Below are 12,963 nucleotides of genomic sequence, written 5' to 3'. Positions count from 1 at the left end.
ATCTGGCGCCTTGGTCGCGTCGCGCGAGGGTGCGAGGCTACTCCGCGGCGGCGATCGGGGCGCCACGCGGCGACATGCGCAACACCAGCATCGAGGCCAGCAGGCAGGCCAACCCGCTGGCGACGAAGGCGATCAGGTAGCTGCCGGACAGGCTGCGCACGGCACCGGCGCCGAACGCCGCCATGGCTCCGCCGACCTGGTGGGCGGCGAAGATCCACGACACGATGATGGGGCGTCGCGGCCGAATGCTTGCTGCAGCGGCACGATCATCACCCCGGGCGCCGCGCGCACGCCGACGCCGGCCAGCATGGCGGTGAACACCACGGCCAGGGTGATCCAGGCGTAGTGCAGCCGGCCGGAGCAGGCTTTTGCGATCGGCGCGATGATCATGAAGTGTGCTTCTTTGCCGGTCGGCTAACTTAGAATTCATTTCTCCGGGCAGGATAGGCTTCAGCATTGCAAAACACGTATGGCTGCGCGGAGGTAGGCGGAGCGGCGATGGGCGTCACATCGGTTGCAGATCCTGCAGCCGCACCGTCCCGATCTGGCTGGTGAAGCACAGGATCTGCTCGCCGCTCTGCTGCTGCGAGACGCCGAGGATGCGATGCTGGCCGGTGTCATAGAGGCGGACCTGGCCGTTCTGCATCACCGCGAGGCGGCGTTGATCGGGGAAGCAGGCGTAGCGCATGTCGTTCTGTTCGCCGGTGGCTGACGCGCGGCCCAGGTTCGAGGGCCACCACTGACCGGTCCGAGCGGGATATTGTCCCGCCGCCGGTGCCGGGCCGGGCATCGCGGCCAGGTCGCGGCACAGTGCGTCGACTCGCGCCTTCAGTGCGTGGTTGGACATTTCGCCGATCATCAGCATGCCGCCGGCGGCCCACTGGCCCATGCCGCCGAGTTCCGGATGGTCGAACTGCGCCATCCGGCCGCCGCCGTGGCGCAGCGCCTCGGCCGCCGCGCGAGCGGCGTCGGCGCTGAAGCCGTGACGTTGGGCGATCTCGGCGATGGTGTCCGGCATTTTGAACTCCTTCCGATGAGGTTTGGGTTTTCCGCTGCTTGTGGATTTCTGATTGCGGGTTTCGCCGCGTAAGGGTTTTCGCTGCGTATCGGATTCCCGAACGCGTTTAGGTTCCGGGGTGGTAACGCGTTCAGCGCGATGCGGATCGGCGTGCGGGGCCCGGATGTTGCGGCATCAGGCCGAGACCACCGGCTAACCTCGCGTTAACGTGTGGCGAAATGCCCGCCCCGCGTGCAAACGCAGCGCCCATGGGCCGAGGATTGTGCAGTATGGCAGCTTGCTGAACAGGCGCTGACCATTCGGTTCAGTTAATCAAACCCTCGCCGGAGACCCCCCTCGTGCAGATCAACGCCGGCTTCGACATTACCTACCAGTGCCCTCAGCCGACGCCGATGTTGCTGGCGTTGAGCGTGCACCCGTCGCGCATGTCCGATGTCATCGGACCGCATCGGATCTGGTTCGACCCGCCGATCAAGGCGAGCGAATATCGCGACGATTTCGGCAATATCTGCCACCGCATCGTGGCGCCGGCCGGCCAGTTGCGGATTTCGACCGAGTTCGTGGTTAGCGACCCCGGCACGCATGACGCGGTGCTGCCGCAGGCGCCGCAGCATGCCATCCAGGACCTGCCCGACGATGCGCTGATGTTCCTGCTGGGCAGCCGCTATTGCGAGACGGATCGGCTGACCGACCTGGCGTGGTCGCTGTTCGGGCAGACCCAGGAGGGTTGGCCGCGGGTGCAGGCGATCTGCGATTACGTGCATAACCGGATCGAGTTCGGCTATCACCACGCCGACCCGACCCGCTCAGCGTTTGCCGGCCACGCCGAGGGCCGCGGGGTCTGTCGCGACTTCGCGCACCTGGCGATCACGCTGTGCCGCTGCATGAACATTCCGGCGCGTTATTGCACCGGCTACCTGGGCGATATCGGCATCCCGCCGGTCGATGCGCCGATGGATTTCAGCGCCTGGTTCGAGGCCTATCTGGGCGGCCACTGGCACACCTTCGACGCGCGCCACAACACGCCGCGCATCGGGCGGATCCTGATGGCGCGCGGACGCGATGCCACCGACGTGGCGTTGTCGACGATTTTCGGCCCCAGCACGCTGGCGGGCTTCAACGTGGTGACCGACGAGGTGGCTTGACGAGAACTCGAAAACTTACCAGCACGAATCAAATTCGCTGGCCGATAATGTGCCAATTCCCTGAGCGTATCGCGCCTCCGCCGGGCCGTCCGCCTCGCGCGCGGCTTGCCCGCAGCCCCGCGTCGTGCTTGATGCGCCGACTTGCGCCACCGGTTCGGCCTCGGCCGGATCGGTCGGGCCTTGATATGCTTCCGGACCGGATGACGACTGCTTGATTCCTCCGAACCGCTCAGCCTTGCCGCCGGCATGGCAGGTCCAACCGCTGGATGGCCGAGCGATCCTGACCTTGACCGGTGACTGGCTGGCCCAGTCCGGCCGCATCCCCGACTTCTTCGACACCGCGCTCGGTCAACGCGGCGACAGCCAGACTGGTCGTGAGACCCTGGTGCTGGATATCACCGGCGTCGGGCGCTGGGATAGCGGCCTGATCGCGTTCCTGTGGGACGTCCGGCGTGCCGCCAACGACCAGGATGTCGGCATCGACACCACCGGCCTGCCGGAGTCGGCCCGCAAGTTGCTGGGTTTGCTGCCCGACCGGCTGGCGGAGCGGCGAACGGCGCCGCGCCGGCGGTTCCGCCCGCTGACCTGGCTGGGTGGGCAGACCATTGGCGTGCTGACCGAGATCGGCGTGCTGAGCATCCTTCTCGGCGACACCACGAGCGGCGGCGCGCGGGCGCTGAGCGGACGGGCCCGCATGCGCGCGGTCGATCTGTTCGCCAATATCCGCGACGCCGGCCCCTCGGCGCTGATCATCATCAGCGTGGTCAACTTCCTGATCGGCGCCATCCTGGCTTTCGTCGGCGCCGTGCAACTGCGCAAGTTCGCCGCCGACATCTACGTGGCGAACCTGGTCGGGCTGGCGCTGGTGCGCGAGATGGCGGCGGTGATGACGGCGATCGTCATGGCCGGGCGAACCGGGGGCGCCTATGCCGCGCGCATCGCCACCATGCAGGGCAACGAGGAGATCGACGCGCTGCAGGTATTCGGCATTCCGGTTTCGGACTACATCGTGCTGCCCTCGATCCTGGCGTTGGTTTTCACCATGCCGCTGCTTTATCTGTATGGCTGCCTGGTCGGCATGATGGGCGGCTTCGTGGTATCGATCGCCATGCTGAACGTCACCGGACCGGGCTACCTGAACCAGACGCTAGGGGCGATCGGGTTCGACCAATTCGCGTTCGGCTTCGTGAAATCGATCGCCTTCGCCATCCTGATCGGGGTGACCAGTTGCCGCATCGGGCTCAAGGCTGGGCGCAGCGCCGCCGATGTCGGCAGCGCAGCAACCCGCGCCGTGGTCACCGGCATTGTCGGGGTGATCGCTCTCGACTCGCTGTTCGCGGTATTGGCCAACGTGGTCGGACTGTAAAGTGGCCGGACTGTAAAGTGATCGGACGGTGATATCGCGGCGTGACCAGGCTGATGCTTCGGATGCCGGCGCGGATGCGCTGTTGTCGGTGCGCGGCGTCACCCTGGCGTTCGGCCCCAAGGTGATCCAGCGCGAGCTGTCGTTCGACGTGGGGCGGGGCAGCATCTTCGCAGTGATGGGCGGCAGCGGCTGCGGCAAGAGCACGGTGCTGAAGGCGATGATCGGTCTGCTGCGCCCGGCCACCGGGTCTATCCTGGTGGATGGCCGGAACTATTGGGCAGGCAGCGCCGCGGAGCGCACCGCGACTGGGCGGCGGTTCGGCGTGCTGTTCCAAAGCGGCGCGCTCTGGAGCGGGCTTTCGGTCGGCGAGAACGTGGCGCTGCCGCTGCGCATGTTCACTCGGCTTTCGGATGCAGCGATCGGCCGGCTGGTGCGGCTGAAGCTCAGTCTGGTTGGGATGGAACACGCGGTCGAGCAGTTGCCCTCGGAGCTGAGCGGGGGCATGCGCAAGCGGGCCGGGCTGGCGCGGGCGCTGGCGCTCGACCCCGATGTGCTGTTCTTCGACGAGCCCTCGGCCGGGCTGGACCCGATCACTTCGAGCCGGCTGGACGATCTGATCCTCAATCTGCGCGACGGGCTGGGTGCCACCATCGTCATCGTCAGCCACGAGCTGCCCAGCCTGTTCGCGATCGCCGATGATGGGGTGTTCCTGGATGCCGAGACCAAGACCGCGGTCGCGCATGGCTCGCCGCGAGTGTTGCGTGATAGTTGCCCCGACCCGCAGGTGGAGGCGTTCATGCGGCGCGAGCGTCCCGAAGCCCTGGGCGGCGGAACCCTGGGCGGCGAAACCCTGGGGTCCGAAGCCACGGGTGCCGAAGCCCGAGATGGTGAAGCCCGAAATGCCGAAGCCCAGCCCAGTGGAGACCGCGGCAAGCCATGAACGCCAATAAGCAAACAGCGGTCGGCGCCTTCGTTCTGGGCGGCATCGTTCTGGCGCTGGCCGCCATCGTGATGTTCGGCAAGTTCAGTCTGTTCAATCCCAGCATCCGAGCGGCGATCGTGTTTCAGAACTCGATCAAAGGCTTGTCGGTGGGCGCCCCGGTGACCTTTCGCGGCGTGCCGGTCGGCGCGGTCGAGAGTATCGGCATCGAGTTCGACCCGAAGACCAGTGTGGCCTACATTCCGGTAACCGTGCGATTGGAACCCGGCCACGCCCTGATCACCCGCCAGGCGGCCAACAGCGACGTCGATCTGCCGGCGTTGATCAAACGGGGCCTGCGGGCCGAATTGAACGTGCAGAGCTTCGTCACCGGCCAATCGCAGATCGATCTGGATTTCGACCCGACCTCGGCGCCGGTGCTGCACCCCGACATTGCCAGCCTGCCGGAGATTCCGACGCGGCAATCCACCCTGCAGAAGGCGCAGGAGCAACTCAGTCAATTGCCGTTGCGCGAGTTGGCCGACAACGCCACCGCGACGTTGCAGAGCCTGCGCGGGCTGGCCGAGAAGCTGAACAAGGACCTGCCGCCGCTGGTCGAGAGCCTGACCGCGACATCGAACCGGTCGACCCAGACGGTGGACACCACCAACCAGGCGATCCGGGACTTGCAGGCCAAGCTGGACAGCACGCTGGGCTCGATCGGGCAGCTTGCCAGCAGCGGCGATCGGCAGCTCAATCAGCGCGGCGCCGAGTTGCAAACGCTGCTGGCGTCGTCCAACCAGACGATGACGCAGGTGCGCGACTTGCTGGGTGACGTCAGGGGGCTGACCTCGAACCGCGCGGCGTCGCGCGCCAACCTTGAATCGACATTGCGCGATCTGGCCGCCGCCGCGGCGTCGCTGCGCGGCTTCGCCAACGACGTCGAGCATAATCCGCAACTTCTGCTGACCGGGCGGCGGCGATGAGGGTGTCGGTCGTTCGGATCGCCGGGGCGTGTTGCGCGGTGTTGCTGTTGGCCTCGTGCGGGGCGCCCCCGCTGACGGTGTTCACGCTTTCGGCGCCGCAGACCGCGGTGGATGCGTCGCCGGCCGGCCGCACCAAGCTGGTGATCACGGTTGCCCGGGTCAGCATTCCCGACGCGCTGGACACCGAGGACATCGTGGTGCGCGACGATGGCAGCATATTGCGACGCAGCCGTTCCGGCAGGTGGGCCAGCCGGCTATCGCTGGGCATTACCGACCGGCTGACCCAGCGGCTTGCCGAACGGCGCCCGGACGCGCTGGTGACCGACCGGCCGTTGAGCGATGCGGCGAATTTGCGGGTGCTGGTCAATATCGAGCGGCTGGACGTGACGGCGGCCGGGGTGGCGACGCTGGATGCCGACTGGCTGGTGGCGCGGCGCGACGCCGGCGCCGCGACGGTACCGGTTCGGGGTCATTTCAGTGCTACCGGGCCAGTCGGCAGCGATCGTGACGTGGTGACAATGGTGGGACATTTGGTGGACCGCCTGGCCGCCGCGATCAACATCGGGCGCGGTTGACAGGCGTCGCCGGGGGCTTGACGGTTGGGGCAGCGGCTTGGACATGGCCGGGAGATCAACACGCCGAACCGGCCCGACCCGATCGAATTGCGCGAGGTTACCGACCCGGCCCCGGCGCGCGACGAGGCGTTGGTCGAGGTGCACGCGTTTTCGCTCAACCGCGGCGAATTGAGTTCGTTCGCGCGCAACAAGGAAGGCTGGGTGCCGGGCCAGGACATTGCCGGCATCGTGCTGCGCCAGGCCGAGGACGGCAGCGGACCGGCCGCCGGGACCCGGGTGGTTGGACTGGTGGACGAGGCGGGATGGGCGGAGCGCGCCGTGGTGCCGGGTCGTCGGATGGCGGCGCTGCCGGAGACGATGGGTTTCGCGCCGGCCGCGGCGTTGCCGGTCGCCGGGCTGACCGCGCTGCGGACGCTGCGCCACGGCGGTCCGCTGATAGGCCGGCGGGTGCTGATCACCGGAGCAGCCGGCGGTGTCGGCAACCTGGCGGTGCAGATCGCGGCCGGATCGGGGGCCCGTGTCACCGCGGTCGCGCGCGGGTCGGACAGGGGTGCCGGATTGCAGGCGCTTGGCGCGGCCGAGGTGATCGATGACATCGACCACGCCACGGGCCGGTTCTGGCTGATCCTGGAGTCGGCCGGTGGGGCATCGCTGAGGAAGGCCATCGCGCTGGTCGAGGCGCGGGGCACCGTGGTGGTGTATGGCAACTCCTCGGGTGAGCCGAGTTCGATCGGGTTCGGCGATTTCCGTGGCGCGGCGAACGCGCGGCTGCAGAGCTTCAGCTATTTCACCTCCGAGGCGGAGGAGCGATTTGCCCCCGATCTGGGCTTGCTGGTGTCGCTGGTAGCTGATGGGTCGCTGCGGCCGCGGATCGGCGTGCAGCGCGATTGGCGGGATATCCTGCGGGTGACCGGGCCGTTGCGCGACCGCCAGGTCGAGGGCAAGGCGGTGTTGATGGTGGGGCGAGAGTGATGTCGAGGCAGTTTCACGCTGCTCGCCTGACCGACGGCCAGCGGCGGTTGATCGACCGAGCCGGGGACACGCTTCGTGCCGCTGACACGGCTTCGTGTTACCGCGTTTCGCGACGCCCGCGCCGGCGCCAATTTCGGATTGGCCGGGACGACGTATCGCTGTTTGATGGGGCGGCCGATCGCCACAGGCATGCGTCTGGCAAGCGTGGGGATCAGCGGATGCGGTAGTTTGATTTTGCCCAGATCCGGGATGCGTGCTAGTTGTTAATGTTTGTTGCAAATATGTGATAACTCTGTGCCGTATGATGCCTCAACCGGAGGATGTGCCATGAAAGCGCTGTTTCGGGCGACGTGTGCTTCGCAGCCCAAGGCCACACCTTTTGGCGGAAGTTTGCAGCGCCGTGCCCTGTTGGCCGCGGCGGTCATGCTGGCGGCCAGTTGGGCGGGGTCCGCGCTGGCCGATGGAGCACCTCCCAGCCGGTCGGAGCTGATCCGCAATCTGCTGCCGACGGTGGTCAACATATCGGTCAGGAAACTGGAAATCGCCCACAATCCTGACGCCGGGGTGGCGATGGCCGGGGCGCCCGCGGGTTCGGCGGGTGGCGGCGGGGCAACTGGAGCGGGGGGCGCGGGCGCGGGTGGAACTGGGGCGGCGGGGGCAACCACGAAGGTGGCGCCCACGAATGGGATACCGGCCAACCCGATGGAATCCGGAGATATCAGCGATTCCAGCCAGGAGATCAAGGGCTACGGCGGGTCCGGCTTCATCATCGACCCGTCTGGGCTGATCGTGACCAACTATCATGTGGTGCAGGATGCGTTCGAGATCACCGTCAGCTTCTCGGACGGCACGACGTTGCCAGCGAAGACGCTGAGCGCGGCGCGGCTGGCCGATCTGGCGCTGTTGAAGGTGAATCCGAAGCGGCCGTTGCCGGCGGCGCACTGGGGCAACAGCGACATGGTCGGGGTGGGCGACGAGGTGTTTGCCGCGGGCGATCCGTTTGGGGTCGGCCTGTCGGTCAGCGCCGGGATCGTCAGCGCGCTGGATCGCGACATCCAGAACTCGCCGTATGATGATTACATCCAGACCGACGCGACGATCAATCACGGCAACTCCGGCGGCCCGCTGTTCAACTCCCAGGGCCAAGTGATCGGGGTGAACTCGGCGATCATCTCTCCGACCACCGGATCGATCGGCCTGGGCTTCGCGCTGCCGTCGAACGACGCGCGCTTCGTAATCAACCGGTTGCGCACCTATGGCTGGGTCCGTCCCAGCTGGATCGGCATCAAGGTGCAACAGGTGACACCTCGGATCGCCGAGGCGCTGGGGATGGCGCAGCAGAACAGCTCGATCGTGTCGTGGGTGTTGCCGGATGGGCCGGCGGAAAAGGCCGGCATGAAGATCGGCGATATTATTCTTCGCTTCGACAACCAGGCGCCGAGCGATGACCGCGGCTTGCTGCGCCATTTGGCCACGACTCCGGTCGGCGACAAGATCGCCTTGCTGGTGCGGCGAGACGGTGCCGAGCGGAACGTTTCGATAACCACGCAACTATGGCCGCGCAACCAGTGGGAGGCCAACGACGCGCCGACCAAGGTGGCTCAGCCGAAGATCGTCATCCAGCGCAATCTGGGGCTGTCGCTGTCGACGATGGACGCTGAGCAAAGCGCCAAGATGGGACTGCAGGAGGGACTGCACGGGGTGCTGGTCACCAAGGTGACGCCGTATACCGATCCGGCGGTGCAGGGCATGGTGGATGGCGACATCATTCTGCGGGTGCAGGACAAGCCGGTTGCCACGCCTGAGCAAGTGCAGACCGGGATCGACGCGGCCAGGACCGACAAGCGCGAGTTCGTGATGATGCTGGTTCTGCCGAAGGTGCGCACCGTGCCGGGCCCGCGCTGGAGGGCACTGCAGGTGGCAACCAGGGGCGGCTGATGTGGCGGCGAGCTGGTCAGAAGCGGGCGTGCCTCGGTCACCGGCGGGCGCGGGGCGTTCCGCCTGACTCCTGGCGTTGACGGCTTTCATCAACCTTTAATTAACGCTTTGCTGTCACCCTGGCGGGCATGAGTTCCCCCCCGCCCGAAGCCAAGCCCGATGAGGCCGCGAACGCGCCGCCGAAGAAGGCCGGCAAGCGCAAGCTGATCATCATGATCGCGGTGCCGGCGGTGCTGCTGCTGGTGGGTGGGGGGCTGTGGTTCACCGGCATCCTGCCGCATCTGCTGGGCATGGGTAAGCCCAATGCCCATGACAAGGAGGCCGCCAAGGTGGTGCCTCCGACCTATGTCGAGTTGCCGGAGTTGATCGCCAACCTCAACAGCACCGCCCACAGGCCCAGCTACGTGAAGCTGGGCGCCAAGGTGGAGGTGGCGAAGCCGGAGGATGCGGAGAAAGTGAAGGCCGCACTGCCCCGCCTGCAGGACATGATGCAGACCTACCTGCGCGAAATGCGGCCCGAGGAACTGCGCGGGTCCGCCGGCACCTATCGGCTGCGCGAGGAATTGCTGTCGCGGGCCAACGTCGCGGTCGCTCCGGCCAAGATCAACGACATCCTTTTCACCCAGATGCTGATCCAATGAGCGGCTCGTCCGAGCCGAGCGAGGAAGAACTCGCCGCTGCCTGGGGGGCGGCGACGGATGCCGATGGCGATGGCACGGCGGTGGAAGGGGTGCAGCCGGCGCGCGAGCTGAACCAGGCGGAAATCGACAACCTGCTTGGGTTCGATGATGGCCCCTCGTCGGGCGAAGCGCATACCGGCATGCAGAAGATCATCAGCTCCGGGCTGGTGTCTTATGAACGCCTGCCGATGCTGGAGATCGTGTTCGACCGGCTGGTGCGGATCATGTCGACCAGCCTGCGCAACTTCACCTCCGACAACGTCGAGGTCGGCATCGACAACATCCTGTCGCTGCGGTTCGGCGACTATCTGAACTCGATTCCGCTGCCCGCCATGCTGGCTGTGTTCAAGGCCGAGGAGTGGGACAACCAGGGCCTGATGGTGATCGATTCGGCGATGATCTATTCGATCGTCGACGTGCTGCTGGGCGGGCGTCGCGGCACCGCGGCGATGCGCATCGAGGGGCGGCCGTACACCACGATCGAGCGTACCCTGGTGGAGCGGCTGATCCAGGTGGTGCTGGCGGACCTTTCCACCAGCTTCGACCCGCTCTGCCCGGTGACCTTCAAGTTCGAACGGCTGGAGGTCAATCCGCGGTTCGCCACCATCAGCCGGCTGTCCAACGCGGCGATCCTGGCGCGGCTGCGCATCGACATGGAGGATCGCGGCGGACGGGTGGAGCTGCTGCTGCCTTACGCCACGCTGGAACCGGTGCGCGAGCTGCTGTTGCAGCAGTTCATGGGCGAGAAGTTCGGCCGCGATTCGATCTGGGAGACCCATCTGGCCGAGCAGTTGTGGTCCACCGACGTGGAGCTGTCGGTGGTGCTGGACGAGCACGTGATGCGCCTGTCGGACGTTATAAACCTGAAACCCGGGCAGCAGCTTCTGCTCAACACCGCGCCCGGCGGCAAGGTTTCGGTGCGTTGCGGATCAGTCACGCTGTTCGACGGCAAGATGGGGCAGAAGAACAACAATGTCGCGGTCAAGATCGAGCGCGAGTTGTCGCGGGCGCCGATACCGGATCGGTTTTAAACCGTTTGTTAAGGTTTGCGAGGCACCATGACGGGCATGCAATGGAGCCTGGAAATCGTCCTCGTCGTGCTGCTTGGCGCGACCCTTTTTCAGGCCATGCGGCTGGAGCGAGCGCTGGGTGTGCTGAAGCGCGATCGGGCCTCGCTTGAGGCGCTAGTGACGCACTTCAACGCCAGCACGCAGCAGGCCGAGGGAGGCATCCAGCGGCTGCACGCGGCGGCGGACAGCGCCGGGCGGCAGATCGAAACTCAACTGAGCAAATCGGTGTCGCTGAAGGACGACCTGGCGTTCCTGAGCGAACGCGGCGAGCGGATCGCCGATCGGCTCGACGGACTGGTGCGGACCGCCCGGCCGCTTGTGCAGGAGCGGGGGGCGCAGCAGCGGGCGGTGCAGCCGGCGGAACCCAGCGCGGCGGGCGGCGGCAGCCAGGTCGAGCGCAATCTGCTGCAAGCGTTGCGGCTGGCGCGCTGATGCTGAAGGTCCCGGCGCCACGGTTGTTGCCGACCACGATCACGGTGATGGCGGCGGTGTTGCTGCTGAAGTGCGGCGTGCTGCTGGAGGCGACGGTCAGCGACAGCGCGCTGCTGGACAGCGGCATGGTCGCCAGCGCCAACGCCGCGAGCTCGGATGAAACCAAGGAGCCCGCCACGCCGGCACCCCCGACGCGGCAGAAAATTGCCGCCGCGGCGGCCGCGGCGGCGACCCGAGCGGCGGCGCCGCAGCCTTCGGCGGAGCCCTCGGGCGCCCCGCCACCGGTCAGCGACAGTGAGAAGGCGCTGCTGCAAGAGCTTCGCCAGCGCCGCCGGGAGCTCGATGCTCGGGCACAGGCGATCAACGCGCGGGAGTCGGTATTGGCGGCGGCGGAGCGCACGCTGAGCGCCAGGGTGGACCAGATGCAGGCGCTGCAGACCAAGCTGGAAGGTCTGGATGCCGAACAGAAGCGCAAGGTGGAAGCCGGCTGGGCGGGCCTGGTCAAGGTTTACGAAGTGATGAAGCCGAGGGACGCGGCGACGATCTTCAACGACCTGACAATGCCGGTTCTGCTGCAGGTGATGGATCGGATGAAGGACGCCAAGGCGGCCGCGATCATGGCGGCGATGAATCCAGACAAGGCGCGCGATGTGACCGCGGAGCTGGCGCAGATGCGAACCGGGCGCGACGCGTCGGGTGTGTCGGGAGGACGTGACTCGGCGATGGCGCCCGTCGCGGGTCTGAAGCCCCCGGTCAGCGGTGGTTGAACGCAACAGCAAAGGAAGACGTGAAATGGCGATCGACAAGTCGATGAATGTGCTGATCGTGGACGATTACAAGACGATGCTGCGGATCATCCGCAACCTGTTGAAGCAGATCGAATTCAACAATGTCGAGGAAGCCTCGGACGGGGCGGATGCGCTGACCAAGCTGCGCGGCGGCAATTTCGGGCTGGTGATCAGCGACTGGAACATGGCGCCGATGACCGGTCTGCAGCTGCTGCAGGAGGTGCGGGCCGACAACCGGCTGAAGAGCCTGCCGTTCATCATGATCACCGCCGAGAGCAAGACGGAAAACGTGATCGCGGCCAAGGCGGCGGGGGTTTCCAACTACATCGTCAAGCCGTTCAACGCCGAGACGTTGAAGGACAAGATCGAAAAAGTGCTGGGCCATGTCCATGCTTGAGTCCGGGTTCGAGTCGGGCGATCAGGCCGGCCCGGTCGGCCTCGTTGCGCTGAAGCGCAAGCTGACCGAGATCAGGGGGCAACAGGCCGAAGCCGAACCCGAGATGATTACCGAGGTGGTGCGCGCCGTGCTGACAACCATAAGCGACGAACTGACGGTGAAGGAGTCATCCCTGTTGCGCGAAGTCGAGGAGCTGGGGCGGATGATCGCCAGCGCCAAGACCGAGATCGCGGCGCTGAAGGTGGACGACATCACCGACCACGATATTCCGTTCGCCACCGATGAACTGGATGCCATCGTCGAGCACACCGCGCACGCCACCGACGCGATCCTGGAGAGTTGCGAGATGCTGGATGAGGTCGCGGCCACGGTCACCGGCTGCTCGGCCGAGAAACTGCAGGCGGCGACCACGAAGATCTATGAAGCCTGCAGCTTCCAGGACATCACCGGGCAGCGGATCACCAAGGTGGTCAGCACGCTGAAGACGATCGAGGGCAAGGTGGCACAGATCGTCGGCACGTTCGGTTCGGGGATCAGCGCCGCGGCGCGTCCGGCGGATCGCATCGCCACCGAAGCGGACCTGCTGAACGGCCCGCAGCTTCCGGCGCACGCGATGGATCAGTCCGACATCGATAAGTTGCTTGCCAGTTTCGAATGATGTTGCTGTCCGGTTTCGA

Annotated in this window: 16 protein-coding genes; 13 read left to right on the top strand and 3 right to left on the bottom strand. The window is 66.4% G+C overall.

Going from position 1 to position 12,963, the window contains the following annotated elements; all coding sequences use genetic code 11:
• Nucleotides 1-37: 37 nt before the first annotated feature.
• The 3 genes from ACQY4Y_RS17510 to ACQY4Y_RS17500 all read right to left on the bottom strand — a co-directional run bounded on the left by ACQY4Y_RS17510 (nt 38) and on the right by ACQY4Y_RS17500 (nt 1,018).
• Nucleotides 38-160: a hypothetical protein gene (locus ACQY4Y_RS17510; RefSeq protein ID WP_428491868.1), complete on the bottom strand. Its 123-nt coding sequence runs from the start codon at nt 158-160 to the stop codon at nt 38-40.
• On the bottom strand, nt 133-390 hold the full coding sequence (locus ACQY4Y_RS17505) for a hypothetical protein (RefSeq protein ID WP_428491867.1): 258 nt from the start codon (nt 388-390) through the stop codon (nt 133-135). The genes ACQY4Y_RS17510 and ACQY4Y_RS17505 overlap by 28 nt, the downstream gene beginning before the upstream one ends.
• A 115-nt stretch (nt 391-505) precedes the next feature.
• Complete coding sequence (locus ACQY4Y_RS17500; protein ID WP_428491866.1) at nt 506-1,018, bottom strand: hypothetical protein; 513 nt, start codon at nt 1,016-1,018, stop codon at nt 506-508.
• Between the two features lie 338 nt (nt 1,019-1,356).
• Between ACQY4Y_RS17500 and ACQY4Y_RS17495 the strand changes: the two genes are divergently transcribed.
• The 13 genes from ACQY4Y_RS17495 (at nt 1,357) to ACQY4Y_RS17435 (ending at nt 12,944) form a co-directional block, all read left to right on the top strand.
• The gene (locus ACQY4Y_RS17495; RefSeq protein WP_428491865.1) at nt 1,357-2,163 is read left to right on the top strand and encodes a transglutaminase domain-containing protein; all 807 of its coding nucleotides are present in this window, start codon (nt 1,357-1,359) and stop codon (nt 2,161-2,163) included.
• A gap of 211 nt (nt 2,164-2,374) precedes the next feature.
• Nucleotides 2,375-3,529, top strand: a complete 1,155-nt coding sequence (locus ACQY4Y_RS17490; protein WP_428491864.1) for an ABC transporter permease — start codon at nt 2,375-2,377, stop codon at nt 3,527-3,529.
• A gap of 31 nt (nt 3,530-3,560) precedes the next feature.
• On the top strand, nt 3,561-4,469 hold the full coding sequence (locus tag ACQY4Y_RS17485) for an ABC transporter ATP-binding protein (RefSeq protein WP_428493663.1): 909 nt from the start codon (nt 3,561-3,563) through the stop codon (nt 4,467-4,469).
• On the top strand, nt 4,466-5,434 hold the full coding sequence (locus ACQY4Y_RS17480; RefSeq protein ID WP_428491863.1) for an MlaD family protein: 969 nt from the start codon (nt 4,466-4,468) through the stop codon (nt 5,432-5,434). Before ACQY4Y_RS17485 ends, ACQY4Y_RS17480 begins: the two co-directional genes overlap by 4 nt.
• Entirely contained in the window at nt 5,431-6,009 is a 579-nt protein-coding gene (locus ACQY4Y_RS17475; RefSeq protein ID WP_428491862.1) for a PqiC family protein, read from the top strand. The genes ACQY4Y_RS17480 and ACQY4Y_RS17475 overlap by 4 nt, the downstream gene beginning before the upstream one ends.
• Before the next feature lie 24 nt (nt 6,010-6,033).
• Nucleotides 6,034-6,981, top strand: coding sequence for a zinc-binding dehydrogenase (locus tag ACQY4Y_RS17470; RefSeq protein WP_428491861.1), 948 nt, complete (start codon nt 6,034-6,036; stop codon nt 6,979-6,981).
• Between the two features lie 327 nt (nt 6,982-7,308).
• On the top strand, nt 7,309-8,919 hold the full coding sequence (locus ACQY4Y_RS17465; protein WP_428491860.1) for a trypsin-like peptidase domain-containing protein: 1,611 nt from the start codon (nt 7,309-7,311) through the stop codon (nt 8,917-8,919).
• Between the two features lie 128 nt (nt 8,920-9,047).
• On the top strand, nt 9,048-9,560 hold the full coding sequence (locus tag ACQY4Y_RS17460) for a flagellar basal body-associated FliL family protein (protein WP_428491859.1): 513 nt from the start codon (nt 9,048-9,050) through the stop codon (nt 9,558-9,560).
• A complete protein-coding gene (gene fliM, locus ACQY4Y_RS17455) occupies nt 9,557-10,630 on the top strand; it encodes a flagellar motor switch protein FliM (protein ID WP_428491858.1) in 1,074 nt (357 codons plus the stop codon). The genes ACQY4Y_RS17460 and fliM overlap by 4 nt, the downstream gene beginning before the upstream one ends.
• Nucleotides 10,631-10,657: 27 nt before the next feature.
• On the top strand, nt 10,658-11,101 hold the full coding sequence (locus ACQY4Y_RS17450; protein ID WP_428491857.1) for a DUF6468 domain-containing protein: 444 nt from the start codon (nt 10,658-10,660) through the stop codon (nt 11,099-11,101).
• Nucleotides 11,101-11,868 (top strand): MotE family protein, encoded by a 768-nt coding sequence (locus ACQY4Y_RS17445; RefSeq protein ID WP_428491856.1) that lies wholly within the window; start codon nt 11,101-11,103, stop codon nt 11,866-11,868. The genes ACQY4Y_RS17450 and ACQY4Y_RS17445 overlap by 1 nt, the downstream gene beginning before the upstream one ends.
• 25 nt (nt 11,869-11,893) lie before the next feature.
• On the top strand, nt 11,894-12,286 hold the full coding sequence (locus tag ACQY4Y_RS17440) for a chemotaxis response regulator CheY (protein WP_428491855.1): 393 nt from the start codon (nt 11,894-11,896) through the stop codon (nt 12,284-12,286).
• Entirely contained in the window at nt 12,273-12,944 is a 672-nt protein-coding gene (locus tag ACQY4Y_RS17435) for a protein phosphatase CheZ (RefSeq protein ID WP_428491854.1), read from the top strand. Before ACQY4Y_RS17440 ends, ACQY4Y_RS17435 begins: the two co-directional genes overlap by 14 nt.
• Nucleotides 12,945-12,963: the final 19 nt, after the last annotated feature.

It is taken from the genome of Rhodopila sp., assembly GCF_965277165.1.
Classification (GTDB): Bacteria; Pseudomonadota; Alphaproteobacteria; order Acetobacterales; family Acetobacteraceae; genus Rhodopila.
The sequence above is the reverse complement of the archived record's forward strand: the minus strand, read 5'-3'. Positions and strand labels throughout refer to the sequence as shown.